Raw genomic sequence first — 25514 nt, 5'->3', positions numbered from 1 at the left:
GACGAGCGCGGACCGAAGCGGAACGCGGACTCACAGAGCCCGGCACGACCGGATGTTCGAGGCCAGAATCGCCTTGGCACCGAGTTCGGCGAGCTCGTCCATCACACCGTTGTGCCCCTTGATCGGCACCATCGCCCGCACTGCCACCCAGTTCTCGTCGGCCAGCGGGGACAGTGTCGGGGATTCCAGACCCGGGGTGATCTTCAACGCGTCGTCGAGGATCGTCTTGGGGCAGTCGTAATCGAGCATGAGGTTCTGCTGCGCGAACACGATGCCCCGCACCCGCTCCACCAACTGGTTGCGGGCCGAATTGTCGGCGGGCGAACCCGCGCGTTCGATGAGCACACCCTCGGAGTCGCAGAGGGTGTCCCCGAAGGCCACCAGGTTGTGCTGGCGCAGTGTGCGTCCCGACCCCACCACGTCGGCGATCGCGTCCGCGACACCGAGCTGAATCGAGATCTCGACCGCGCCGTCGAGGCGGATCACCGAGGCCTCGATGCCGCGGGCCGACAGATCGTCGCGCACCAGGTTGGGGTAGGACGTGGCGATCCGCAGCCCCGCGAGGTCCTCCACGGACCAATCCTTCCCGGCAGGGGCGGCGTACCGGAAGGTGGACCGGCCGAAGCCGAGTGAGAGCCGTTCGGAGACAGGGGCGCCCGAATCGCGGGCGAGGTCGCGGCCGGTGATCCCGAGGTCGAGTTCACCCGAACCGACGTAGATCGCGATGTCCTTGGGCCGCAGGAAGAAGAATTCGACCTGGTTCGACGGGTCGAGAACGGTCAGATCGCGGGAGTCGGTGCGGCGCCGGTAACCGGCTTCGCTGAGGATTTCGGCGGCGGACTCGGACAGCGAGCCCTTGTTCGGGACTGCAACGCGCAGCATGAGAGGGGTCCTTTCGGAGAAGACGCGGGGTGAGGGAAGGCTCGATCGACCGATCACAGATGTCGGTAGACGTCCTCGAGTTTCAGCCCCTTACCCACCATCAGCACCTGAACCCAGTAGAGCAGCTGGGAGATTTCCTCGGAGAGCGCGTCGTCGCTCTCGTGCTCGGCGGCAATCCATACCTCACCGGCCTCTTCGAGGATCTTCTTTCCCTGCGAATGGACGCCGGCGTCCAGGGCGGCAACGGTGCCGGAGCCCTCGGGACGGGTGGCGGCGCGTTCAGTCAGCTCGGCGAACAGGGATTCGAAGGTCTTCACGAGGACCCATTGTTTCACGCCACCGCGGTCCCCTCGGAACCGGTCACCACCCGAGAGTGCGGCGACTCTCGAACCGGCGGACCCCACCCGACACCGGGTCGATGAACTCGATGGCCCGCGCGAGCAACTGCAGGGGCGAAGAGAAGTCGCCGGGCACCGAGCGGCGGAAGGTCGGGTAGTAGTTGTCGCCCTCGATCGGCAATCCCAGCGACGACATGTGCAACCGCAGCTGGTGCGTGCGACCCGTCCTGGGCAGCAGGCGGTAACGTCCGCGACCATTCCTCGACTCGAGCAGGTCGATCACGGTTTCACTGTTCGGCTCCCCCGGTTCCTCCGTTGCCGTCATCACCCCGTGTTCCTTCACGATGCGGCTGCGAACGGTGCGCGGAAAGGTCAACGCCGAAGCGGTACCGGCAAGCGCCTCATACTCTTTCGTCACCTGCCGGGAGACGAACAACTCCTGATACGGTCGACGATCCTCACGCCGGACGAGGAACACGAGCACACCCGCCGTCATCCGGTCGAGCCGGTGCGCCGGCGTCAGTTCGGGGAGATCGAGCGCCTTACGCAGTCGCACGACCGCAGTTTCGGTGATGTGGGCGCCACGCGGGATGGTCGCGAGAAAGTGCGGTTTGTCGACCACGACGAGCCGGTGGTCGTGGTGGAGGATGTCGATGTCGAACGGCACCGGGATCTCGGGGGCAGGATCACGGTAGAAATACACGAACCGCGTGGGCGAATACCGCGTTCGGCGATCGACCACCCGCCCGTGTTCGTCGACCACACCACCACTGTCGATCAGCGTGAGCCAGTGCGCACTGTCGTCCGGGTAGGTCCGCAGCAGGAAGTCGGCAACGGTCTTCGTGTCGAGGTCGGCGGGCATCCGGACGCGGTCCGGGCCGAGGCCGTTACGAATGGGCAGAGGGGCGCCGGCCACGTCAGCCGACCCAACTGTCGGCGGTGCAGCCCTCACATACCAAGGCAAGCGCACGCCCCTGATTCTCGGGCAGATTCTCGTAACGGGACGTGGGATCCCCGCATACGGTGCAGGTTCCCAGGACGCTCGCCCGCTCGCTGAAGTTCACGGACATCCGCTTGTCGAAGACATACAGCGACCCTTCCCACAGACCGCTGTCACCGAAGGCTTCGCCGTACCGGACGATGCCGCCGTCGAGTTGATACACCTCCCCGAAACCGCGCGAGCGCATCAGCGACGACAGCACCTCACAGCGCACCCCGCCCGTGCAGTACGTCACCACCGCCTTGTTCTTGAGGTGGTCGTACTTGCCGCTGTCGAGTTCGTGGACAAAGTCCCGGGTCGTCGACACATCGGGGACGACGGCCCCCCGGAATCGGCCGATCTCCGCCTCGAAGGCGTTGCGGCCGTCGAAGAACACGACGTCCTCGCCCCTACCCTCCACCAATTCGTGCACCTCGTGTGGCGCCAGGTGGGTGCCGCCGCCCACCACCCCGGTCGTGTCGACTTTCAGCTCGTCGGGCGCACCGAAGGACACGATCTCGGGCCGTACCCGGACGCTGAGCCGGGGAAAGTCGGCGCCGCGCCCATCGGACCATTTGATGTCGGCGTCGCGGAAGGGAGCGTAACTCCGGGTGCCCTTGACATACCTCTTGACATCCCGAATGTCGCCGCCCACCGTGGCGTTGATGCCGTGCTCGGAGATCAGGATTCGGCCGGTGAGACCGTTGGCCTCGGCGAGGGTGTGCTGCCACAGCCGGATCGCGTCCGGGTCGGCGAGCGGTGTGAACACATAGAACAGCACAATCTTCGGCACAGCCACGGGAAACCAGGATACCTAAAGCTGCAGGCCGCTCAGCTGCGCTTGCGGCTGCGACCACAGTGCGCCGAGTTCTACCCCCGTGAGCCCTTCGAGACTGTCCCGGAACACTCTTCCCGGCCCCTGCGGTACGACGACCTCGCAGGGTATGACGAGCACGACGCATCCGGCGGCCTGCGCCGACGCGGCACCGGTGGGAGAGTCCTCGATGGCGAGGCACTGAGCAGGGTCCAGCCCCAGCAGTTCCGCACCTCGCAGATACGGGCCGGGGTGCGGCTTACCGAACGGCACCTCGTCACCACACACCGAATGGTCGAAGTGCTGACGCCCGAGGGTGTCGAGTGCGCGCTCGGTGAGACGACGCTCGGTGTTGGTCACCAGGGCGGTACTCAGGCCGTGTTCACGCACCGCCTGCAATGCCCGCAGTGCGCCGGGACGCCACGGGATGCCGTCGGCGAACAACTCTTCGACGCGGGTGAACATCCACTCCTTGGCCTCGGCGAGCGAAACCGGGTCCTGCTCGAGGCCGAGAGCGTCGAAGATGACGCCGAGAGCATCGGCACTGGATGCACCGATCGTCTTCAGCCGTGTCTCCTCGGTCATGGGACCGCCGAGGTGCAGCGACAACTCCCGCACCGCGACGTCCCACATCTTCTCCGAGTCGAGCAGCGTTCCGTCCATGTCCCACAGAACACCTGCGAGTTCGTTGCCCGCCTCAGACATTGAAGTACTTCGCCTCGGGATGGTGCAGAACGAACGCATCCGTGGACTGTTCCGGATGCAACTGCAACTCCTCGGACAACTTCACACCGATCCGCTCGGGCTCGAGCAGAGCTACCATCTTGGCCCTGTCTTCCAGGTTGGGGCACGCGCCGTAGCCGAACGAGTAGCGGGCACCGCGATACGCCAGGTCGAAGAATCCGGACACCTCCGACGGGTCCTGTTCCGCCACATTGTGTCCGCCGGGCAGCACCAGTTCCTCCCGCACGCGGCGATGCCAGTACTCGGCCAACGATTCCGTCAACTGCACACCGATGCCGTGCACCTCGAGGTAGTCGCGATACGCGTTTGCGGCGAACAGCTCGTTCGCGAAGTCCGCAATGGGCTGCCCCATGGTGACCAACTGCATCGGGAACACGTCGACCTGCCCGGTTTCCTTCGCTTCGGTCCGCGAGCGGACGAAGTCGGCGACGCAGAGAAAGCGGTCACGGTGCTGACGGGGGAACGTGAACCGGAAACGCTCGTCCGCATCGGGCTTCGGTTCGGTGAGCACCACCACGTCGTCACCCTCGGACACGGCCGGGAAGTACCCGTACACCACCGCGGCGTGCGCGAGGATGCCTTCCGTGCTCAGGCGATCGAGCCAATACCGCAGTCGTGGGCGACCTTCGGTCTCCACCAGCTCCTCATAGGTAGGACCGTCGCCGGACCGCTGTCCGCGCAGGCCCCACTGTCCGAGGAACAGGGCACGCTCGTCGAGGAGTCCCGAATAGTCGGACAGCGAGACGCCCTTGACGATCCGGTTACCCCAGAAGGGCGGATTCGGGACGTCGATGTCGGTGGCCACGTCGGACCGCTCGGGCACCTCGATCGGCGTTTCGGCGGCCTTGCGTTTCTCGGCGATCCTTTTCGATCGTTCGTGGCGGGCTTTGCGCTCCGCCGCCTTCTCGCGGGCCGCGATCGCCTCCGGGCTGTCCGGATCGGGTCCACCGCCGCGCTTGACGGCCATGATCTCGTCCATCCGGTGCAGGCCCTCGAAAGCGTCCCGCGCGTAACTAACCTCACCCTCGTACACCTCGGCGAGGTCGTTCTCCACATAAGACCGGGTAAGGGCCGCTCCCCCGAGCAGCACAGGGAACTTCTCCGCGACGCCCTTGGCGTTGAGCTCCTGCAGATTGTCCTTCATCACCACGGTCGACTTCACGAGCAGACCGGACATGCCGATCACATCGGCCCGCTGCTCGATCGCGGCATCGAGAATGGTGGCGATCGGCTGCTTGATGCCCAGGTTCACGACGTCGTATCCGTTGTTGCTCAGGATGATGTCGACCAGGTTCTTGCCGATGTCGTGGACGTCGCCCTTCACAGTGGCGATGACGATGCGACCCTTGCCGTCCTCGTCGGTGGCCTCCATGTGTGGTTCGAGGTACGCCACCGCCGCCTTCATCACCTCGGCGGACTGGAGGACGAACGGCAGCTGCATCTGGCCGGAGCCGAAGAGTTCGCCGACGGTCTTCATGCCCGAGAGCAGCGTCTCGTTGATGATCTCGAGCGGCGGCTTCTGCGTCATGGCCTCGGTGAGGTCCTCGTCGAGGCCGTTGCGCTCCCCGTCCACGATGCGTCGCTCGAGTCGTTCGAACAGCGGCAGGGCAGCAAGTTCCTGGGCGCGCGATTCACGCGCCGACGCCGCCGAGACACCCTCGAAGAGTTGCATCAGCTTCTGCAGTGGGTCGTAACCCTCGCTGCGACGGTCGTAGACCAGGTCGAGGGCCGTTTCTCGCTGCTCGTCGGGGATGCGGGCCATCGGCAAGATCTTGGACGCGTGGACGATCGCCGTGTCGAGACCGGCCTCGGTGCACTCGTGCAGGAATACCGAGTTGAGCACCTGCCGCGCGGCCGGATTGAGACCGAACGAGATGTTCGACACACCGAGGGTGAAGTGCACCTCAGGGTGCCGCTTCTTCAGCTCCCGGATCGCCTCGATGGTCTCGATGCCGTCCCGGCGCACCTCCTCCTGACCGGTGGAGATCGGGAACGTGAGCGCATCGATGATGATGTCGGACTCGTCGAGACCCCAGTTGGTGGTGATGTCCTCGAGGAGTCGCTCGGCGATCCGGACTTTGTGCTCCGCGGTACGCGCCTGACCCTCCTCGTCGATGGTCAGGGCCACCACGGCGGCGCCATGTTCCTTCACCAGCCGCATGATCTTCTGGAACCGCGAATCAGGCCCGTCGCCGTCCTCGTAGTTCACCGAGTTGACGGCGCACCGACCACCGAGATGCTCGAGGCCCGCCTGCAGCACTGCCGGCTCGGTGGAGTCCAGCATGATCGGCAACGTCGACGCCGTCGCGAACCGGCTCGCCAGAGCGGCCATGTCTGCGGCACCGTCGCGGCCGACGTAGTCCACATTGAGGTCCAGCATGTGGGCGCCGTCGCGGGTCTGATCCTTGGCGATGTCGAGGCACTTCTGGTAGTCCTCGGCGATCATCGCCTCACGGAACGCCTTCGATCCGTTGGAGTTCGTGCGCTCGCCGATCATCAGGATGCTCGCATCCTGCTCGAACGGCACCGCGGTGTAGAGCGAGGACGTCCCCGACTCACGCACCGGGTTACGCTCGGCCTTCTCGACCAGGCGCACCGCCTCGGCCACCTGCCGGATGTGCTCCGGGGTGGTGCCGCAGCAACCACCCACCAGCGCGAGCCCGTACTCGCTGACGAACCCACTGAGCGCCTCCGCCAGTTCCTCCGCGGTGAGCGGGTACTCGGCGCCATTGGCCCCTAGCGTCGGCAGACCGGCGTTGGGCATGACCGACACCGGCAGCGTCGAGTACTTCGACAGGTGCCGAAGGTGCTCGCTCATCTCGGCCGGACCGGTAGCGCAGTTGAGTCCGATCATGTCGATCCCGAGCGGTTCGAGGGCGGTCAGCGCGGCACCGATCTCACTGCCGAGAAGCATCGTTCCGGTGGTCTCCACGGTCACGTGCGTCATGATCGGCAGCCGGGACCCGAGCTTGTCCATCGCCATGCGACTGCCGAGGATCGCGGCCTTCACCTGCAGAAGGTCCTGGCACGTCTCGACGAGGATCGCATCGGCGCCCCCGTCGATCATTCCCATCGCCGCCTCGGCGTACGCGTCCCGCAGGCTCGCGAACGATGCGTGACCGAGTGTCGGCAGCTTGGTGCCCGGGCCCATCGACCCCAGCACGAACCGGCCCATGCCGTCGCGCCCCGGCCCCATCTCGTCGGCGACCTCACGTGCCAGCCGAGTACCTTTCTCGGCCAGTTCGCGGATCCGGTCCTGGATGTCGTAGTCCGCCAGGTTGGGCAGGTTGCAGCCGAACGTGTTGGTTTCGACGGCGTCGGCCCCGGCCTCGAAGTACGCGCGATGGATGTCTTTCAGCACGTCGGGGCGGGTGTGGTTGAGAATTTCGTTGCAGCCCTCGAGGCCCAGGAAGTCGTCCAAGGTGAGATCTGCGGCCTGCAACATGGTGCCCATGGCGCCGTCGCCGATGACAACGCGCTGGTTCAACGCATCGAGCAGGGCAGAGTGAAATGGCGCAGACATGCCGTCCAGACTAATGGGCGCGGGGGCGGATGCTGGCCGTAGGCTGGGTGGGTGAGTTCCAGTGAGTTCCCTGTCACGCCCGCGGGCCGCGACGACGACGCCTTCGACGCCGCGGATGCCGGCGCCGAAGACAACGGCGTTCCCGTGCTGCGTGACCCTGTCATGGTCGCCGCCTTCGAAGGCTGGAACGACGCCGGCGACGCCGCGAGCGGGGCCGTCGAACACCTGGAGTTGACCTGGGACGCCCAGCCGCTGGCCGAGCTGGATTCCGAGGAATACTACGACTACCAGGTCAATCGCCCCACCGTCCGGCAGGTAGACGGCGTCACCCGGGAGATCGTGTGGCCGGCCACCCGCCTGTCCGTGTGCTCTCCACCCGGCAGTGAGCGTGACGTCGTCCTTCTTCGCGGTATCGAACCCAACATGCGCTGGCGCAGCTTCTGCGAGGACCTCCTCGAGCTGATCGACCAACTCGAGATCAGCACCGTCGTCATCCTGGGTGCACTCCTCGCGGATACGCCGCACACCCGGCCGGTCCCTGTCACCGGCAGCGCGTACAGCAGTGAGGCCGCCGAGCGGTTCAAGCTCGAGCAGACGCGGTACGAGGGGCCTACCGGCATCACCGGGGTGCTGCAGGACGCCTGCGTCCGGGCCGGTGTGCCCGCGGTGTCGTTCTGGGCGGCCGTGCCCCATTACGTGTCGCAGCCACCGAACCCGAAGGCCACCATCGCTCTGCTCCAGCGCGTCGAGGATGTTCTCGACATCGAGGTTCCGCTCGGTGAACTGCCGAGCCAAGCCGACGACTGGCAGGAAGCCGTCACGGAGATGACCGCCGACGACGAAGAGATCGGCGACTACGTCCGCTCGCTCGAGGAACGCGGCGACGCCGAGACCGACATTTCCGAGGCGATCTCGAAGATCGACGGTGACGCATTGGCGGCCGAGTTCGAGCGGTACCTCCGCCGGCGTGGGCCCGGCAGCTTCGGGCTGTGACGGAGCGCTCCCCCGAGTCGCTTCGTTCTGCACTGCAACGCCTCGCCCTCTACGGTGGCGGCTTCCTCGGACCCTTCGGCGGCGGCGTCGTCGTCTCGATCCTCCCCGAGATCGGCGACGACCTGGGCGTGGGCGCCGCAGCCGCCGCCAGTTCCCTGACGGCGTACCTGCTGCCCTTCGCGCTCGTGATGCTCGTGTCGGGAACACTGGGGGCGCGCTGGGGTCGCACTCGGACCGTGCGGGCCGCCTACGCCGTCTACCTGGTGTCGTCGCTCGCGTGCTTCCTCGCCCCCACGCTGCCGTTGTTTCTCGGCGCGCGGGTGTTGCAGGGATGCTCCAACTCGTTCACCACGCCCCTGCTGCTGGCTGCGCTCGCTGCCTCCACGCCGAAGAAGCGTCTCGGACGTGCACTCGGGATCTTCGGCGCGTTCCAAGCTGCAGGTCAGTCGAGTGCTCCGCTCGTCGGCGGACTGGCCGCCGAGATCGACTGGCGGCTGTCGTTCCTCGTCATCGCCCTCGTCGCCGCGGCCTTCGGCCTCATCGGAATACCGGACGCTGCGCGCGACGAGCCGGGGGCCGCGCGTCCACGCCTGCGCGACGCGCTGACACTGCCGGTACTGCGAATGGGTGTTGTGGCACTACTCGGCTGGGGCGCCTTGGGGGGACTCAGCTTTCTGGTGGCGTTCCGTGCCGAGGACGTCTTCGGCCTGAGCCCGACCCAGCGGGGCCTCCTGCTCACCGGCTTCGGAGTGGCCGGAATCCTCACGGCGCGCCTCGTCGGCGGAGTGATCGACAGGATCGGCGCACGGACGGCCGTCGTGATCGGTGCCATTGCCGGTGCCGTGCTCATCACCGCCGCGGGCACCGTCTCACTCCTCGCCGTCGTGGCCGTGGCCTGGTTCGCGGCCGGAGCTGCGGGCCAGTTCATCCTGGTCGGCGTCAACGCTGCAGTTCTCGGGTCTTCCGGACCGAATCGGGGTGGGGCGGTATCGGTGGTTCAGGCATTGAGGTTCACGGGCAATGCGCTGGCACCCATTACTCTCACTCCCGTCTATGCGATCTCCCCGGCAGCGGGGTTTCTACTTCCGGCCGTGCTGCTCGCGGTGGCGGCTCCCCTGCTCATGCCGCGCGACAACTCTTCCGTCTGACGCAACTTCCGCGAACCCTGTGAGATGTTCCTGATTCCCATGTAACTTCCGCGCAGCCGTTACGACACGGCGGGGGCGGAGCCTCGTCCTATGGTCAACACACCGAGTTCGAGCAAGCTGCTGGTCGTCGGAAACGGTATGGCCGGCGCGCGCACCGTCGAGGAGATCATCAACCGCGGCGGCCGCGAGCGATTCGAGATCACCATGATCGGCGACGAGCCTTACGGCAACTACAACCGCATCATGCTTTCGCACGTCTTGTCCGGCGAGGCGGCGGTCGACGACGAGGACCTGATCCTCAACCCGATGGGTTGGTACACCGCGAACGGCGTCACCCTCCACGCCGGCGATCGGGCGGTTGCCCTCGACCGCTTCGCGAAGACCGTCACGTGTGAGAGTGGCCGCGTCGTCGACTACGACGTGTTGATCATCGCCACCGGAAGCAACACGTTCTTCCCCAATATGGACGGTCTCCGGGAAACCGACGGACGGCTCGCCCGCGGTGTGTTCGGATTCCGGAACATCGCCGACACCAACGGCATGCTGCAGATGGCGCAGGCCCACGACGACGTGTCCGCCGTCGTCATCGGTGGCGGACTCCTCGGACTCGAGGCTGCCTACGGGCTCCGCACCCAGGGCCTCGAGGTCAACGTGGTGCACTCCCCCGGCCACCTCATGAATCAGCAACTCGACGAGCGCGGCGGCAGCATGCTCCGCTCCGAGATCGAGAAACTCGGTGTTGGGGTCCATACCTCGATGCGGACCACCGCGGTTCTGCGCGACGATGCGGGACGCGTCACGGGTGTCTCGTTCGTCGACGGCAGCACTTTGGACGCCGACATGGTCGTGGTCACCGCCGGTATTCGGCCCAACGTCGAAATGGCGCGGGCTGCCGGGCTGGTGGTCGAGCGGGGCATCGTGGTCGATGACCAGATGCGGTGTGAGGACGAGGGTTCGGTGTATGCCGTCGGCGAGTGCGCACAGCACCGCGGCGAAACATACGGTCTCGTCGCCCCGGTGTGGGAGCAGTCCGTCATTCTCGCTGAGGTCCTCACCGGTACGAACCCCGAAGCCGCATATGTCGGTTCGCGCACAACCACCCAACTGAAGGTGGCGGGCGTCGACGTGGCGGCAATGGGTGTCAAAGGTCCGGAAACCGCCGACGACGAATTCGTCCAGTACTACGAACCCCGCAGCGGCACCTACAAGAGCCTCGTCGTCCGCGACGGAAAGTTGATCGGCGCCACCCTCATGGGCGACATCAGCAAGGCCGGCTACCTCACTCAGGCATTCGACGGGAAGGTCCCGCTACCCGAAGAACGCATCAGTATGCTCTTCGACCTCGGCACACCCAGCGTCGCGGCCAGTGCCGCGGATCTGCCCGACGACCTGCAGGTGTGTAACTGCAACGGAGTCAGCAAGGGCGATCTGGTCGCGTGTGTGCACTCCGGGGCCACAACACTGTCCGCAGTGTGCGCGCAGACGCGGGCAGGTAAGGGCTGCGGGTCCTGCAAGGGACTCGTCGCCGACATCGTGGCGGCCGCAGCGGGTGGTGAACTGGAGGCCGACCCGGCCGCCGACTGGTATGTGCCCTGCATCCCGATGTCCAAGCCCGACTTGATCGCTACGATCCGCGAACGCGACCTGCGGGCCGTGTCGCAGGTGTTCGCAGAACTCGCGACCGACGGCAAGGAGGACGCGGCGGCGAAGATGCCGTTGGCTTCGCTGCTGCGGACCGTCTGGGGTCCGGACTGGGTGGACGAACGCGGCGCCTTGTTCATCAACGACCGGGTGCACGCGAACATTCAGCGTGACGGCACCTTCTCGGTGGTGCCACAGATGAAAGGCGGTGTCACCACCCCGGATCAGCTCCGCAAGATCGCTGATGTAGCCGACAAATACGGCGTGCCACTCGTGAAAGTGACGGGCGGACAGCGTATCGACCTGCTGGGCATCAAGAAGGAAGACCTCCCCAAGGTGTGGGGTGATCTGGACATGCCCTCCGGTTTCGCCTACGGGAAGAGCATGCGCACGGTGAAAACCTGTGTCGGTACCGACTTCTGCCGGTACGGCCTGGGCGATTCGACGAGTCTCGGCATTGCGATCGAAGAACGCTTCCAAGGCCTGGAAACGCCGGCAAAACTGAAACTGGCTGTGGCCGGCTGCCCGCGCAACTGCTCCGAGGCGTTGTGCAAAGACTTCGGCGTCGTCGCCGTGGGCGACGGCCGCTGGGAAATTTATGTCGGTGGCGCAGCGGGCGCCCACGTGCGCAAGGGTGATCTCTTGGCAACCGTCGAATCACCCGAAGCCGTAGTGGAACTGGGCGGACGGTTCATCCAGTACTACCGCGAGAACGCGAAATGGCTCGAGCGCACCTACGACTTCGTGCCGAGAGTCGGACTCGAGCACCTTCAGGCTGTATTGGTCCGAGACGAGGAGGGCATCGTGGCAGGGTTGGATCAGCGCATGCAGACGGCAGTCGACGGCTACCGAGATCCATGGAAGGAACGCAGCGCACCGAAATCACCGGCACAGTTCGCGCCGTCGCTTCCTCTCCTCCCGCTCCCCCAGGTGCCGGTTCGATGACCGCGACCATCGAGGGTGCATCGGAGATTGCACTCGGCCCGGTCCACGAACTCACGCCCGGCGAGGGCCGCACGTACGTCGTGCAGGGCCGGCAGGTCGCCGTATTCCTGCTGTCGGACGGCACCGTTCGCGCCATGGACGCCGTGTGCCCTCACAAGGGCGGCCCCCTCGCCGACGGGCAGATCGACGACGCGGTTGTGATGTGCCCGCTGCATCAGTACGCATTCTCCTTCGACACCGGAGCCTGCACGTCGGAGGGCGTCGAGTCGGTACGTACCTACTCCGCGTCGGTGCGGGACGGGATTCTCACCCTGGGTGTCTAGACAACTGCTCGCGAGAACACCGCCACCAGAAACTGTGACTCGTCGGTGAACGGGCGCAGATCCCACGTCGAAAGTCGCAGATCCACGGCGAGACCAGCAGTCGCGGCGTCGGTCAGGAATTGCGAGAAGTCATACCCGCGATCGGCACCGAATCCCACAACCACCCGGCCTGCGGGGCCGAGATGGCGAGCGAACCCCGCCAACACCGCTTCCCGCGTGGACGGCGCGAGGAACGTCATGACGTTCCCGGCGCAGACGATGACATCGAAGTCCGCTTTCACCCCGCGGCCCGGCAAATCCAACTCGGCGAGATCACCGACCAGCCAGGTCGGGCCGGGATAGTCCTCCTCGGCAGCCGCAATCAGCACCGGATCGACATCGACACCGACCACGACGTGCCCGGCCTCGTGCAGATAGCCACCCAGGCGACCCGGCCCGCACCCGGCATCGAGAACCCGGCCGCCACGGCCGAGCATCGCGTCGACCAGCCGCGCCTCCCCGAAGATGTCTTTTCCCTCGGCCGCCATCGTCCGGAACCGCTCCACGTACCACGTGGAATGCGCTGGGTCGGCGGCTGCGAGTTCCTCCCATTGGCTGGGGGTGCGTTCACTCATCGTCGATCTCTCCTCGCTTCGGCCCGCATTCCGCTCACCGTGCCACCCGAACTCGTCGTGTGAAGCCGAGGCTATCCCAGGTGACCAAATGCCGAATTGCGCGGCCTTCCAGCCCGACACGTACGGCTCGGCCCGGTCGATGCCTCGGCGGTTGCGAGAGTGGTTCGAGTGGGAGGTGAGGTGTTGGGGTGAGCTGGCCAGTCGGTCGGGGGCTGACAGCGTTGCTGGACTGTTCGGTAAATGTAGCGGTTCCGTCCTAGACAGATTTAGCTTCACCCGTGCGCCTTGGTAGCTGGGACGACCAGAAAGGCGCACAGACGCTCCCCCACCAGCGGGTACCGACGCCGGCCGGTAAAGCGCCGCTCCCCCGCGGACGAATTCACCGCGCCAAGCCCCCTTCCCGATGAAGCTCGACGCTCCCCTCGGGAAGCCCGGTCCTCGAGATCCCGCATATATCGGCGACTCCCCCGTGGCTGTCGGATAGTCGTCGGCGTGGTGAGGTTCTTGTGAAACTGACCACTCAGCTGCGTCGGAAACGCGTGCCCATTCGGACTTTGCGGGTGTTCCGTCTGTGACAGATGTTACTGTTGTGGCGTGCCGGGTCAGGAGAACACTGAATTCGCGGGTCGCGAGCAAAAAGTGCCATTTCCCAAGCCGGAGCGCGACATCGACCTCTACCGCCGGTCGATCGCGACGCTCCAGGCAGCGCTCCCCCACGGCTGGACGTTGACGTCCGGTAAGTCCCGCTCGCTCCCCGACGCTCCGGAACGCCTCCTCGTGGGTGCGCCGAACGGCGAGGTAGCCTCCTTCTCGGTCATCCCCGCTCGCGGTGTGCTGGCGGGGGACGCGGCCAGATTCGCAGACAGCCTTTCCGATTCTGATCGCGGATTCGTTTGTGCGCGTTATCTTTCCGAACCGGTTCGGCGTCAACTCGATGCGCGTGGCCTCTCCTACGCCGACGCCACGGGCAATACCTCGCTGTCTGCCGACCGGCCGGCAATCTGGGTACGTGATCGTGGTGCCGATGCCGACCCCTGGCGCGGTCCCGGCCGGCCCGCGGCCCAGTTGACCGGCGACCCGGCCGCCCGCGTGGTGCGGGCGCTCGCCGACCACTCCGGTCAACTCACCGTCCCTCAACTCGTCCGGCTCTCCGGGGCCTCGACTGGAGCCACCTATCGAGTCGTCGAAACGCTCGAAGAACGCGATCTACTGGAGCGACTCCCCCGTGGACCCGTGACGAGGGTGCGGTGGCAGCACATGTTGCGTGCCTGGAGCAGCGACGCCAGTTTCAAGGACTCCCCCACTGTCGGTTACTTCGCCCCCGAAGGCGTCGCCTCCGTCCTCGCCGGTCTCGCAAAGCACGCAGATCAGCTGTATGCAGTTACGGGTTCGGTCGCTGCGGCAGCGTTCGTCGACTACGCACCGGCGCACCAGGTGCAGATCTATGCCGATCACGGCGAGGCGCTCGCCAAGGCCCTCCACTTGCGCCCCGTCGACGAAGGCGCCAACGTCCTCATCGCCACTCCCCGGTCAGCGGCCGTGTTCGAGCGCACGCTGTTCCGCGAGAACGTTCGCCTGGTGGCCCCGACGCAGGCCTTCGCCGACTTGCTTGCCGGAACCGGGCGTCATCCCCAAGAGGCTGAGCATCTCCTCAGCTGGCTCGCCGACCACGAGAGCGAATGGCGAACCCCGCTCGCCCCACACACTCCTTCGTGACTGCGATCGCCCAAATATCGAGGAAAGCGGTCGATACGAGCGACACGCCGCCGCCACGCCGCGCGTGATGGCGGGCACAGGCCCCTCCGAGTAGCAGGATGTACATCTTGTGGCCGCGACGAGCGCGTCGGAACGGCCAGGCGGAATTCACAATCCGTTCGCACACGAATAGGGGTACTTGCATGTCCATGGGAGTCGGGCTCAGGATCGGCAGTGTCGTGTCCACAGCGGTGGTCGCGTCGAACGACCCGGGGTCACCGGATCCTGTCGTGATCGTCAGGGACACCGTCCTGCACATGTGCCCGGACGGCACCGCGATCCTCGGCGGTTCGGCACCACAGACCCTCGGTCGGACGCACACCGTGTCAGGATTTCTTCCTCGGGTCGGTGATCCTGCCGGCGTCGCGCTGGGTGACGGCACCCGATACCGGGCCGAAGACCTGGTCGCGGGCGCCATGCGCTGCCTGCTCCGGGAGTGTGAACCACTGCCCGACCACGGTGGGCGAACCGGCGGCGCTCCCGACATCATGGCGTCGTACCCCACTCGCTGGGACTCGACTGCAGTTGCCGCCCTCCGCGACGCCCTGGACTACGCCGACATGTCGTACCTGTCCTTGGTATCGGACGCCGAAGCCGCGGCCGCCTGGTTCGAATCCGAAATTGCCGAACGTCCCGGACAATTGGTCGGTATTTATCATGTCGACGACACGGGCGCGACGGTTGCGTTGATCCGTTCAGGAGTCGAGGCGGGAAAGGCCTTCCGCTTCGCGTCGGGGGGAACTCCCTCCGCCCAGATCGCCACCGCGCTGGGTGCGTTCGGATGGCTTCCGAGCAACCTCGACGCGGTCGTGGTCACCGGTGACGGGCTCATCGCGCGGGATGCAGCAGCGATTCGAGGCTTCGCGACCTCGGTGAGCGAGAAGTTCGACGTGCGGTGTGTGGTCGGCCCCGGCCCTGAACAGACCGCCGCCCTCGGCGCCGCTATTCGCGCGGCGGGCTTCAATCCGACGACGCACCGGGTCACCCCGATCGGCCTCCCGCCCTCCTACGACGTCACCGAGGTGATCGACGCCGTTGTCGGCGAGCCTCTGCCCGCAGCGGCCGAGACGCCGAGAGAATCCGCGGCGCGCACCACACAACCCGCATCTGCCGCGGCAGTAGGTGCCTCCTCTGCGCGTGCCACGGGTGCAACGGCGGTCGCGACACCGCCGGAACCGCGCGCCGTCGCGCAGGACGCGCCCATTGCCGGCTCCGACACCCGCAGTTCCTGGCTGGTCGCAGCGGTAGTCGGCTTAGCGCTCGTGCTGGTCGCCATCGTCTTCGTCCTGTTCGTCCTGTGACATCCGACCTGCTCTCCGCCTAGAGGCCATACGGACTGGGTGTGTTCGGTCAGGACTTGCGCTGGGTGGCGGCGACGGCTGTTGTCGCCTACCCGCGTGGGATCGCTAGTTCGCGAAATTTGGTGTTTCCGTCCCGGCCCGATTCATCGTCGAAAGATGAAGGCGCAGGTCGGCACGGCGTTCGGCCGCGGGGTACACGACCGCATAACCTGTTCCGGTGAGCGAATCAGGCAACTCCCGTGAGTGGTCCCGCCCCGAGGGGCCACTCCCCGATCTCCTCGTACGCGACGATCGGTTGAAGCTGTTCTCCTTCGCCACCGCCGAGAAACGCGTCGAGTATCTGTGGGTGCTCCGGGCATTCGACCATGCCCGCGCCAATTACGTCGTGCTCCTGCATGCCGCAGAAGTGGCCACCATCCTCGGCCGCATCGCCGCCGACGACGTGTCCGGGCAGCTCTCCCCTGCCGAGGTCACTCCCCTGCTCGAGCAACTCCACGTATGGGAGGTTCTCGAGCGCAGCTACGACGGAACGCGGGCCGCCAGCCTCGCCGAGTACCGAAATCGGCACTTCGTCTACCAGTTCAGCCAGGCCGGTTACCAAGTGTTCCGGGCCGTCGAGGACGTCCTCGCCGCCCGCCTCGACGACGCCTCACTTTCCCGGCTCGCTCTGCCCGAACTGCTGGCGGACATGAAGGAACTCGCTGCCGCCAACAAGGCCGCCGACAACGACGTGATCTTCCGGAAGCTCAGTCGCCTCGACGCCACGCTGTCCGACATGGCCACCCGTGCCGCTCACTTCTATCTCACACTCGGCGATCTGGTGCGCACCACCGAGATCACGCCCGAAACATTCCTGTCCCACAAAGATGCGCTCCTCACCCACATGCGCGAGTTCAGTTCCGACTTGTCCCGCTACGCACCGAAACTGGCCGAAGCGATCAGAGAGGTCGAGGACACCGGGATCGACGACCTCCTCCGGAGGGCCGCGATGAGCGACGAGCGAGTATTTTTGCCGCTCGCCGAGCGGGAAGCCGATTGGCGAGCACGATGGAACGGCCTCACGCACTGGTTTCTGCCACCGGAGTCCGGGCCGAGTGAGTCGGAACGACTCCGCGAAGGGACCATGAGCGCTATCGCCGCCGTGTTGTCGCTCCTCCGCAGGGTCACCGAGACGCGGCGGGGAGGCGTCAGCCGGGAAAGCCAGCTGCGGCACCTCGCCGGTTGGTTCGCTGCCACTCCCTCCGAGGAAGCGGCGCACGCACTGTTCCGCGCCGTGTTCGACCTCGGCCGCCCCCGCCATCTGTCCATGGTGCATCCGGATGCCGACATCATTCCCGACTCGCGGTCGTGGTGGGAGGCACCGCCCGTCGAGATCTCCCGCACGCTCGCCGAGACGGGACGTGCGCCCTCCCCCGGCGCCCCCGCCCGTGTCCAGAGGAACGACGCCGGCATCAGACGGTTACGAGAAGAGCAGCTGGCCGGTCAGCGGGCCCGAGCGTCGGCGGCGAAATCGCTCGCGTCGGGAGGAGTGCACGAACGGGTGCTCGACAACGCCGAAACCGATGTTCTTCTCAGCCTGCTCGACGCTGCGTTGACGGCTCGCGTCCCCGTGAGCGGGAAAGTCGGCGGCGCGTCCGGATCCGGTAACGGGGTGAAACTCACGCTGACTCCCCATTCGGAATCGACGGTGGTACACACGGCCCGCGGCCGGCTCCACCTCGACGGACTGCGGGTGACGGTCCAGTGAGGGCACGGGAGATACCGCCGCTCGCGCTCGACTCCTACCAGCGGGCGGCCCGCATCATTCTGTCCAATCATCTGGTGACACAGACCTACCCGGATCGGATCGCGCTTCCGCTGCTCCGCCGGTGGGCCACCGAGTTACGCGATGACCTGCTCGATCTGTTCGGATATCGACTCGAGGTCACCGAAACCACCGCGCGGTTGTTCACCATTGCCGATCGACTCGACGCCGGGGCCCCGGCCAAGACCGCGACGGATCGAACGTTCGACCGGTACCGCTACGCGTACCTTGCACTGGCACTGGCCGCGCTGGGGCGGGCTGGCAATCAGATCACCCTTTCCGAACTTGCAGACCACGTGGCCGCCTCCGCGGCGCAGGTCGAGGGCATCGAACTCGCCACCGAGCGGGCCGCCGACCGGGACGCCTTCGTCGACGCAGTCGGCTGGCTCGCGACCCGGGGCGCGATAGCGCTGGCCGACGGTGACGCGGGTAGCTGGGCAGCCAATCCCGATGCGGGTGAGGCGCTGTACGACATCGACCGCTCGGTGGTCATCGCCTTGTTCCGGCCGTCCCGCGCTCTCCAGCATCTCCGGTCGGTCCGTGAACTTCTTTCCGGGCGCGGCGGCGACTCCGATCCCGCGGCGTTCGACCGCGCCGTCGACACCAAGGAAGTAGCTCGGCGTGTCCGACGCGCCCTCATCGAGCGTCCCGTCGTCTACGCGGCCGAACTCGACGAGGACGAACAATTGCAGCTCGCCCTCCCTCGAACGGCAGCCGATGTCGAACTTCTCACCGGACTGGTCGCCGAAAGGCGGCGTGAGGGCGTCGCCATGATCGACTCGTCGGGACGTCTGTCCGACATCCGGTTTCCGGGCACCGGCACCGTCGCGCAGGTCGCGTTGTTGTTGGCGGGCGAGCTCGCGGATCACCTGCTCGATCCCGACGGGGCCGAACCAGTCCAGCTGCCGGTGCCCGACCGACAGGCGACAGCTCTGATCGAGCAACTGGACGGTGCCGTTCCCCTGTCCGGAATTTTCGACAGCCTGGCCACAGATGCCCCCGACAACGCGGCGACGCTGCCGGCCGCCGAACCGGTTACGTATCCGTTCGTCGAGGACAGCCGGATTCGACTGACCATGGCGTCGCTGGTCGATCGATTCGGCAAGACGTTCGCTGCCGGGTGGCAGGCAGATCCCGAGGGTTTGGGACGTGCCGCAGTCGCACTGCTCGACCGCCTCAGCCTGGTCGCCGCCGTTCCCGGCGGGATTCTCGTACTACCGGCGCTGGCGCGGTATCGCGGAGTCGTGGTCAACATTCGCGACCGCACCCAGAGATCGATCTGTTCCCCCATTCCTCGAACGACAGCAAGGACACCTTCGCATGACCAGCGCGCGCTTCCGGCCCACCCGTGCCGGAATCATCAACCTCTGGGACTACCGCGACCAGGAGTTCTCCTTCGCCGACGGACGATTGGTGTTGCGGGGACCCAACGGGTCGGGCAAGACCAAGGCGCTCGAAGTCCTGTTCCCGTTCGTTCTCGACGGCCGCATCGAACCGCGGCGCCTCAATCCATTTGCGGGTGAGGAGCGGACGATGAAGTCGAACCTTCTCTACCGTGGCCAGGACAGCGCGTATTCGTATGTGTGGATGGAGTTCTGTCGAGGGCCGAAGGATGATCCCGAGGCCGTGACGGTCGGTATCGGCATGCGCGCGACGAGGTCCAACGACAAGGTCACCCGGTGGTATTTCGTCGCCGACGGTCGCGTCGGCGTCGATTTCTCCCTGCTCGGCGCAGACGATCGCCCCTTGACGAAGAAGCAGTTGGGCGAGCAGATCGGAACCGATTGTCTGACCGATCGGCCGGTGGACTATCGCGCTGCGATCGATGCACGCATGTTCGGCCTCGGCGCCGAGCGATACGACCAGTTGATCAACCTGATCCTCACCCTCCGGCGTCCACAGCTTGCCAAGAACCTCGATCCCAAGGGTTTGTCCCAGGCCTTGACCGACGGTCTGCGACCCCTCGACGAGCAACTGGTCCTCGAGGCTGCACGCTCGTTCAGCGACATGGAAGAAGTCGGACGTGCCCTCGAAGGCCTCGCCGCGGCGGACGGGGCAACCCAGCGGTTCATCGGCGTGTACACCAAGTACCTGCGCCAGCAGGCGCGTTCGGACGTCGACCAGCTGGCCGGGCGACTCGACGCAGTCGAGAACGGGATTACCGCACTACGGGAGACTGCGGCCGAACAGACCCGCAGCCGGGAAGCACGCGAAGCGGCCGAGCAGGGCTTCATCGACGCCGAGCGGGCACTGGATCAGGCGACCGAAAACCTCGACGCCCTCAAGCGCTCCACCGCCTACGAGGGACGCACACAACTCGACGATCTCGCCCAAGCCGTGGCCACTCTCGAGAAGGCCACCGAGCAACAAGTCGACAAGGCGACGAAAGCGCGGGCCACGCTGTCGCAGCGCACCGAGGAAGCCGAACGGGCCGACGCCGCTGTCGCGAAACTGGTCGAGGCGCTCGCGCGCGCCGAGGACGAACTGCACGTCGCTGCCGAGGACGCCGGCATCACGTGGACCCCACTGCCCGCCGGTGCCCGCTCCGACCAGCTGACTGCTGCGCTGCACGGGCACGCCGAGGAGCGGGACGGCGACGTGCGGGCCGTGCGGGCTGCGTTGAGCACGGTCGAGAAAGCCGCCACCGAACGAACCCGCGCCGACGCCGCAGCGCGTCGCAGTCGCGAGCAACTCGAGCAGGCCAGGGCCGCAGTCCTCGAAGCCGAAGCGGCTGTCGAGGTCGCACGCAGCGAAACCGCTGTCGCCCTGCGGTCCTGGTGGGTCGAACATGCGCCGCTCTACACCTCCCTCGGAGTGCCCGCATCGCTGTTCGACGCACTCGACGCCGCGCTGCACCGAGTCGGTGACGACGACGCACCCACCTTGGCCGAAGTGCTCACCGCCCATACCGCCGGCGCCGTCGAGTCGCTCCAATTCCGTCGTCGGCGCGCCGAATCGGACATTGCGACACTGACCGAGCGAATCAGCGACCTGCGAGCCACCCGTGCGCAGGTTGCCGCCGAGCACGACGACGCCCCGGCACCCTTCGCGGCCCGAACAGGGTCGCGGAAGGACTTGCCCGGCGCACCACTGTGGCGTCTGGTCCGCTTCCGCGACAACGTGGAGGCCGCAGCGGCGACCGGCGTCGAGTCCGCGTTACAGGCCGCCAACCTCCTCGACGGGTGGATCTTCGGCGGCGACGGACCGATGCCGGACACCGAGTCCGAGCAATTTCTGCTGCCACTACCGACGGGCGATCGCCCGGACGGTCCCACCCTGGCCGACGTCCTCGAGGTCGAGCCCGACACCGGCGTCCCCGCCGATCGCGTGCAGGCCGTCCTCGAGTCCATCGCCTGGGTGCCCGACAGCGCCTCGGTGTCCGGCACAATGGTCGCCGTCGATGGCGTAGGCGGGTATAGGCAAGGCGTACAACAGGGTTCGCATGCCAAGAGCGACGCGGAGTATATCGGCGCGACGGCACGTGCGCGCAGACGTGCGGCCCGCATCGCCGAACTCGATCGGACCATCGACGAGTCCGAGGCGCTGCTGACCGACGCCCACACCGCAGAGGCGGAGGCCGTCGCGCTGTCCGCGCAGGTCACCACGACCAGCCGGTCACTGCCCCGCACCGCATCGATTCTCCGCGCACTCAAATCGGTGACCGAGAATGCGGGGATGCTGCGCTCACGCACCGAGGCGTCTGCGGCGGCGGATCGTGATCTCGATCAGGCCATCGCCGACCTGTCGGCCAAAGAGAAGCAGCTGCGCACGGCGGCCGTCACCCACCGAACTCCACACGTGGCACGCGAGATCGACTCACTGGCCGCAGCCATCCGGCATTTCGAGAAGCAGGGCGAGCTGGTGTTGCGCTGTCGGCGTGAGCATCTCAAGGAACTCGAGCACACCCGGGAAACGCACGAGCGGCTCGCGGAAGCACGTGGCAACGCGGAGGAGTTCGCCGAGGAGGCGGCCATCGCCGAAGAGAGTCTCGCAACACAGGTCCAACGGCTGGACACCCTTCGCGAGAGCCTCGGCGCCAGCGCCGAACACATCGATGCTCAACTCGAGGAAGCGCATGCCCGGATCGAGGCGTGCAAGCAGCGGCAGCGGGAGGCCCGCAAAGCGGACAAGGATGCGGGAGAGGCGATCGGCAAAGCGGAGGGCGCCTACGCGGCGGCAGTCGCCACCCTGCGCATCGCGCTTACCGAAACCCACAACGATGCGGCGCGCCTGGCCCCGTACGCACGACGCGACCTCCTCGAACTACTCGGCGTCGACACCGAGCACGTGTGGCCGGCGAGTCCTGCGGCCTGGATGAACGCGGATCAGCTCGTCTACCGAATTCAGAACGCGGACAACGCGGACAGCGCGGCACAGGTCTTGCCCGCCGAGGTGCTCGCCCTGTACAGCGCGCTGGACTCGGCCACCGACGCGGTGCGAGTCAGCGAGGCGGCACGCAAATCCACCCGCACCGCGCTCACCACAGCCCTGCAGGACTTCGACGCCGGCCTCGCATCCGCGGGTCAGGACTACCGCGTGCAGTGGGACGCACCGGACGGGCTCACCGTGGTGCAGGTCCAAGACGATCAGGGTTACTCGTCGGTGGGTGCGTTCGCGTCCCGCATCGCCGCTGCCCGCGCCGATCAGGAACTCCTCCTCACCGACTCGGAACGACGCATACTCGAGGACGCCCTCCTCACCGGACTCGCTCAGCAGATCCACGAACGCACCGTCGACGCCCGCGACCTGATCGCGCGAATGGGTTCGGAGATGCGGGAGCGGCGGATGTCGTCCGGTAACACGATCGGCGTGCACTGGGTTCTCGCCGACAACCTCGACGACAACGCCCGCGCCATCTCGAAACTGCTCGATCGCGACGCGTCCGCGCTGAGTCCGGACGATCTCGCCGCCATGCGTGCACATTTCGCGGCCCAGATTCGCACCGCCCGGGCCGCGCACCCCGAACGCTCGTACCCCGAGATCCTCGCCTCCGCACTCGACTACCGCAGGTGGCGGGTGTTCTCCTTCACCCTCGTCGGCGGAGGCGGCAGCGAAGACCGCCTCACCGTCGCCCGCCACAGTGCACTCTCCGGCGGTGAACAGTCGGTGTCGCTCCACCTGCCACTGTTCGCGGCCGCCCACGTGATGCTCGACTCCGCTGATCCACACGCACCGCGACTTCTCGCCCTGGACGAGGCCTTCGCCGGCGTCGACGACAACGGTCGGGGTGAACTCCTCGGTTTGAGCGTCCAATTCGACCTCGACCTGTTCATGACCGGGTACGACCTCTGGATCACCTACGCCGGGGTCCCGGGGTGTGCGCACTACGACCTCGCGCACTCGACGGCGGAACACAGCGTCAGCGCCGCACTGCTGGTATGGGCAGACGGCGAACTGCTCGCCGAACACGACGGCACCGATCTGGCGCGGGCACTCGGATCGCCTCTGCGTCGACGAGTGCCTTCCCCCGTCGAGGGCGGGCTCGAATTCGCCGAGGTGTGAGGTGTGACTACCAGCAGCACTCCCCACCGTGAGTACTTCTTAACCTCGGTTGGTTAAGAAGTACTCACGGGTGGAGTCGGACGCCGAGCAGTGCGTCGACCGCTGCAGCGAACTGGCGCGGGGCATCGGTGTCGGAACCGCCGTGATCGAGCGCGCGGCGGGCCCAGCCGTCGAGTGCGTCGAGCGCCTTGGGTGTGTCGAGGTCATCGGCGAGATGCTGACGCAGCCGCACGATCGTGTCCGTGGCCGACTGCGCCGACTTGAGGTCGGCGGCATCCTTCCACAACTTCAGCCGGGTGTGCGCGTCGGCGAGCACCTGCTCGGTCCACGGACGGTCCTGCCGGTAGTGCCCCGACAGCAGTCCGAGCCGGATGGCCGCGGGGTCGACGCCTTCGCCCCGCAGCTTCGACACGAACACGAGGTTGCCACGGCTCTTCGACATCTTCTCGCCGTCGAGACCGATCATCCCGGTGTGCACGTAGTGGCGTGCGAAGCGACGGTCGCCGGTCACGGATTCGGCATGTGCAGCCGAGTACTCGTGGTGCGGGAAGATCAGGTCACTGCCTCCGCCCTGCACGTCGAAGCCCGAGCCGATGCGATTGAGGGCGATAGCCGAACACTCGATGTGCCAGCCGGGACGACCCTGCCCGAACGGTGCCGGCCACGACGGTTCGCCGGGGCGGGCGGCACGCCACACCAGGGCGTCGAGGGGGTCTTCCTTGCCAGGGCGGTCGGGGTCTCCCCCGCGCTCGGCGAAGAATTTCTCCATTGTCTCGCGGTCGTATCCGGACTCGTACCCGAACTGCTCGGTGGCACCGGTGCGGAAGTACACATCGGGGAACTCGGCGTCGTCGACGATGTACGCGGCACCGGAGGCGAGGAATTTCTCGACGAGTTCTACCACTTCGTTGACGGATTCGACCGCGCCGATGTAGTCGCGGGGCGGGATGACCCGTAGGGCCTCCATGTCCTCGCGGAAGAGCGCCGTCTCCCGCATGCCGAGGACGACCCAGTCTTCGCCGTCACGGGCGGCGCGCTCGAACAGCGGGTCGTCGACATCGGTGACGTTCTGGACGTAATGCACCTCGTGGCCGGCGTCACGCCACAGTCGGTTGACCAGATCGAATGTCAGGTAGGTGGCGGCGTGGCCGAGGTGGGTGGCGTCGTAGGGAGTGATACCGCACACGTACATGGTCGCCGTGCGCCCCGGGGTGACCGGTCGAACCTGCCGGTCAGCGGTATCGAACAACCGCAGAGGGGAACCCTGGCCAGGGACGGACGGGACAGCGGTATCGGACCAAGACTGCATGTTTGCGAGCCTAGTGGACCGGCGTCACCGCCCTCGAGGGAGCCGCCGCCCGTCGCCGGGCAACACGGATTCCTGGGTCGTGCACGCACGTCTCAGAATGCGGGCCACGGGATCGGCCGGTGCCCGTTGGGACGGGGCATCACGGGGGCGTCGAGCAGGTCGACCGCCCTCTCGTACAGGGCCGCGACCTCGGCGGAGGTGATGTGCTCCGCGAGCCGCGCACCGAAGTCGCCCTCGAGCGCGGGGATCAACTCGGCGATGTCGACCACCAGGGCACCCGGCACCTGCGTCCCCGCCCACCCCCACAGCACGGTCCGTAATTTGTTCTCCCTGTGCAGGCAGATGCCGTGGTCGACTCCGTACACGGAACCGTCGAGTCCTTCGAGCGCATGCCCACCCTTGCGGTCAGCGTTGTTGATGAGTACGTCGAGGACAGCCATGCGCTGCAGCCGGGGGTCGTCGGCGTGGATAAGGGCCACCGGCTCGCCATCCATGTCGCTGGCGCGAAGAATCTCGAACCACCCGTCCGGCACTGCGCCGGGCGCGCAGATGTCGACCAGATCGAGTCCGGGCCGATCGTCTCCGTGGCGGTCGGCCGTGTCCACCCATTGCTGAACCATTCCTCGCCCGAATGGACCGTCGCGAAGGAGAGTGCGCGGAATCACACCCCATCCGAGCTGTTCGGATACCAGATATGACGCGTACTCCCTGCCGGCGAGGGTTCCGTCGGGGAAGTCCCACAGCGGACGCTCCCCGCGAATCGGTTTGTACACGCACCGGACCGCAGTCTCACCGATCACCGCATCACAGACCAAGGTCGCGTTACTGGCGTGGGTGATCTGGCCGATGAGGGTCAGTTCGCCGAACTCCAGAGGGTCCGACTCCTCGGCGGGCAACTG

The 25514-nt window shown here is 66.6% G+C and carries 17 protein-coding genes and 1 pseudogene; 9 read left to right on the top strand and 9 right to left on the bottom strand.

All coding sequences use genetic code 11. The features are described from left to right. Positions 1 to 30: 30 nt before the first annotated feature. From hisG to metH, 6 genes are read right to left on the bottom strand one after another with little or no spacing between them, the layout of a single operon-like run. Complete coding sequence (gene hisG / locus CBI38_RS13610; protein WP_109329554.1) at positions 31 to 882, bottom strand: ATP phosphoribosyltransferase; 852 nt, start codon at positions 880 to 882, stop codon at positions 31 to 33. A 53-nt stretch (positions 883 to 935) separates the two neighbouring features. Beyond that, a complete protein-coding gene (locus CBI38_RS13605; RefSeq protein ID WP_201453570.1) occupies positions 936 to 1217 on the bottom strand; it encodes a phosphoribosyl-ATP diphosphatase in 282 nt (93 codons plus the stop codon). A gap of 25 nt (positions 1218 to 1242) precedes the next feature. Next, the gene (locus CBI38_RS13600) at positions 1243 to 2136 is read right to left on the bottom strand and encodes a pseudouridine synthase (RefSeq protein WP_109329552.1); all 894 of its coding nucleotides are present in this window, start codon (positions 2134 to 2136) and stop codon (positions 1243 to 1245) included. 1 nt (position 2137) lies between these two features. Next, complete coding sequence (trhO, locus tag CBI38_RS13595) at positions 2138 to 2998, bottom strand: oxygen-dependent tRNA uridine(34) hydroxylase TrhO (RefSeq protein WP_109329550.1); 861 nt, start codon at positions 2996 to 2998, stop codon at positions 2138 to 2140. A gap of 15 nt (positions 2999 to 3013) precedes the next feature. Next, entirely contained in the window at positions 3014 to 3718 is a 705-nt protein-coding gene (locus CBI38_RS13590) for an HAD family hydrolase (protein WP_109329548.1), read from the bottom strand. Then, positions 3711 to 7280: a methionine synthase gene (gene metH, locus CBI38_RS13585; protein ID WP_109329546.1), complete on the bottom strand. Its 3570-nt coding sequence runs from the start codon at positions 7278 to 7280 to the stop codon at positions 3711 to 3713. The genes CBI38_RS13590 and metH overlap by 8 nt, the downstream gene beginning before the upstream one ends. A gap of 51 nt (positions 7281 to 7331) precedes the next feature. Between metH and CBI38_RS13580 the strand changes: the two genes are divergently transcribed. The 4 genes from CBI38_RS13580 to CBI38_RS13565 all read left to right on the top strand — a co-directional run bounded on the left by CBI38_RS13580 (position 7332) and on the right by CBI38_RS13565 (position 12330). Then, on the top strand, positions 7332 to 8273 hold the full coding sequence (locus CBI38_RS13580) for a PAC2 family protein (RefSeq protein ID WP_109329544.1): 942 nt from the start codon (positions 7332 to 7334) through the stop codon (positions 8271 to 8273). Continuing rightward, on the top strand, positions 8270 to 9421 hold the full coding sequence (locus CBI38_RS13575) for an MFS transporter (protein WP_109329542.1): 1152 nt from the start codon (positions 8270 to 8272) through the stop codon (positions 9419 to 9421). Before CBI38_RS13580 ends, CBI38_RS13575 begins: the two co-directional genes overlap by 4 nt. Before the next feature lie 90 nt (positions 9422 to 9511). Continuing rightward, complete coding sequence (nirB, locus tag CBI38_RS13570) at positions 9512 to 12007, top strand: nitrite reductase large subunit NirB (protein WP_109329541.1); 2496 nt, start codon at positions 9512 to 9514, stop codon at positions 12005 to 12007. Continuing rightward, the gene (locus CBI38_RS13565) at positions 12004 to 12330 is read left to right on the top strand and encodes a Rieske (2Fe-2S) protein (protein WP_109329539.1); all 327 of its coding nucleotides are present in this window, start codon (positions 12004 to 12006) and stop codon (positions 12328 to 12330) included. Before nirB ends, CBI38_RS13565 begins: the two co-directional genes overlap by 4 nt. On the opposite strand, the gene CBI38_RS13560 is transcribed toward CBI38_RS13565, so the two are convergent. Continuing rightward, the gene (locus CBI38_RS13560) at positions 12327 to 12944 is read right to left on the bottom strand and encodes a class I SAM-dependent methyltransferase (RefSeq protein ID WP_109329537.1); all 618 of its coding nucleotides are present in this window, start codon (positions 12942 to 12944) and stop codon (positions 12327 to 12329) included. The two genes, CBI38_RS13565 and CBI38_RS13560, sit on opposite strands and share 4 nt — an antisense overlap. Positions 12945 to 13538: 594 nt before the next feature. Between CBI38_RS13560 and CBI38_RS13555 the strand changes: the two genes are divergently transcribed. The 5 genes and pseudogenes from CBI38_RS13555 (at position 13539) to CBI38_RS13535 (ending at position 23306) form a co-directional block, all read left to right on the top strand. After that, entirely contained in the window at positions 13539 to 14660 is a 1122-nt protein-coding gene (locus CBI38_RS13555; RefSeq protein ID WP_109329535.1) for a helix-turn-helix domain-containing protein, read from the top strand. Between the two features lie 182 nt (positions 14661 to 14842). Then, on the top strand, positions 14843 to 16000 hold the full coding sequence (locus tag CBI38_RS13550; protein WP_109329534.1) for a hypothetical protein: 1158 nt from the start codon (positions 14843 to 14845) through the stop codon (positions 15998 to 16000). 295 nt (positions 16001 to 16295) lie between these two features. After that, complete coding sequence (locus tag CBI38_RS13545) at positions 16296 to 17747, top strand: TIGR02677 family protein (RefSeq protein ID WP_109335063.1); 1452 nt, start codon at positions 16296 to 16298, stop codon at positions 17745 to 17747. Next, positions 17744 to 19072, top strand: a pseudogene (locus CBI38_RS13540) (TIGR02678 family protein); the annotation flags it as partial. The gene CBI38_RS13545 and the pseudogene CBI38_RS13540, both read left to right, overlap by 4 nt. A gap of 52 nt (positions 19073 to 19124) precedes the next feature. Continuing rightward, complete coding sequence (locus tag CBI38_RS13535; protein WP_109329533.1) at positions 19125 to 23306, top strand: TIGR02680 family protein; 4182 nt, start codon at positions 19125 to 19127, stop codon at positions 23304 to 23306. A gap of 64 nt (positions 23307 to 23370) precedes the next feature. Here CBI38_RS13535 and mshC read toward each other — a convergent pair whose 3' ends face one another. Both mshC and CBI38_RS13525 read right to left on the bottom strand, forming a co-directional pair. Beyond that, positions 23371 to 24615 carry a cysteine--1-D-myo-inosityl 2-amino-2-deoxy-alpha-D-glucopyranoside ligase gene (gene mshC / locus CBI38_RS13530; protein WP_109329531.1) on the bottom strand — a complete coding sequence of 415 codons (1245 nt, stop codon included), beginning with the start codon at positions 24613 to 24615 and terminating at the stop codon, positions 23371 to 23373. 92 nt (positions 24616 to 24707) lie between these two features. After that, a complete protein-coding gene (locus CBI38_RS13525) occupies positions 24708 to 25511 on the bottom strand; it encodes an SCO1664 family protein (RefSeq protein ID WP_109329529.1) in 804 nt (267 codons plus the stop codon). Positions 25512 to 25514: the final 3 nt, after the last annotated feature.

The sequence above is a fragment of the Rhodococcus oxybenzonivorans genome, assembly GCF_003130705.1.
GTDB lineage: Bacteria > Actinomycetota > Actinomycetes > Mycobacteriales > Mycobacteriaceae > Rhodococcus_F > Rhodococcus_F oxybenzonivorans.
Note: the sequence above shows the minus strand (reverse complement) of the source record. Positions and strands in the feature narration are given on the sequence as shown.

What these genes read in the sequence shown, in the direction of transcription:
- metH (WP_109329546.1), bottom strand. Translation starts at nt 7,280, where the DNA reads ATGTCTGCGCCATTTCACTCTGCCCTGCTCGATGCGTTGAACCAGCGC.
- mshC (WP_109329531.1), bottom strand. Translation starts at nt 24,615, where the DNA reads ATGCAGTCTTGGTCCGATACCGCTGTCCCGTCCGTCCCTGGCCAGGGT.
- CBI38_RS13560 (WP_109329537.1), bottom strand. Translation starts at nt 12,944, where the DNA reads ATGAGTGAACGCACCCCCAGCCAATGGGAGGAACTCGCAGCCGCCGAC.
- CBI38_RS13565 (WP_109329539.1), top strand. Translation starts at nt 12,004, where the DNA reads ATGACCGCGACCATCGAGGGTGCATCGGAGATTGCACTCGGCCCGGTC.
- CBI38_RS13590 (WP_109329548.1), bottom strand. Translation starts at nt 3,718, where the DNA reads ATGTCTGAGGCGGGCAACGAACTCGCAGGTGTTCTGTGGGACATGGAC.
- hisG (WP_109329554.1), bottom strand. Translation starts at nt 882, where the DNA reads ATGCTGCGCGTTGCAGTCCCGAACAAGGGCTCGCTGTCCGAGTCCGCC.
- CBI38_RS13535 (WP_109329533.1), top strand. Translation starts at nt 19,125, where the DNA reads ATGACCAGCGCGCGCTTCCGGCCCACCCGTGCCGGAATCATCAACCTC.
- CBI38_RS13550 (WP_109329534.1), top strand. Translation starts at nt 14,843, where the DNA reads ATGTCCATGGGAGTCGGGCTCAGGATCGGCAGTGTCGTGTCCACAGCG.
- nirB (WP_109329541.1), top strand. Translation starts at nt 9,512, where the DNA reads ATGGTCAACACACCGAGTTCGAGCAAGCTGCTGGTCGTCGGAAACGGT.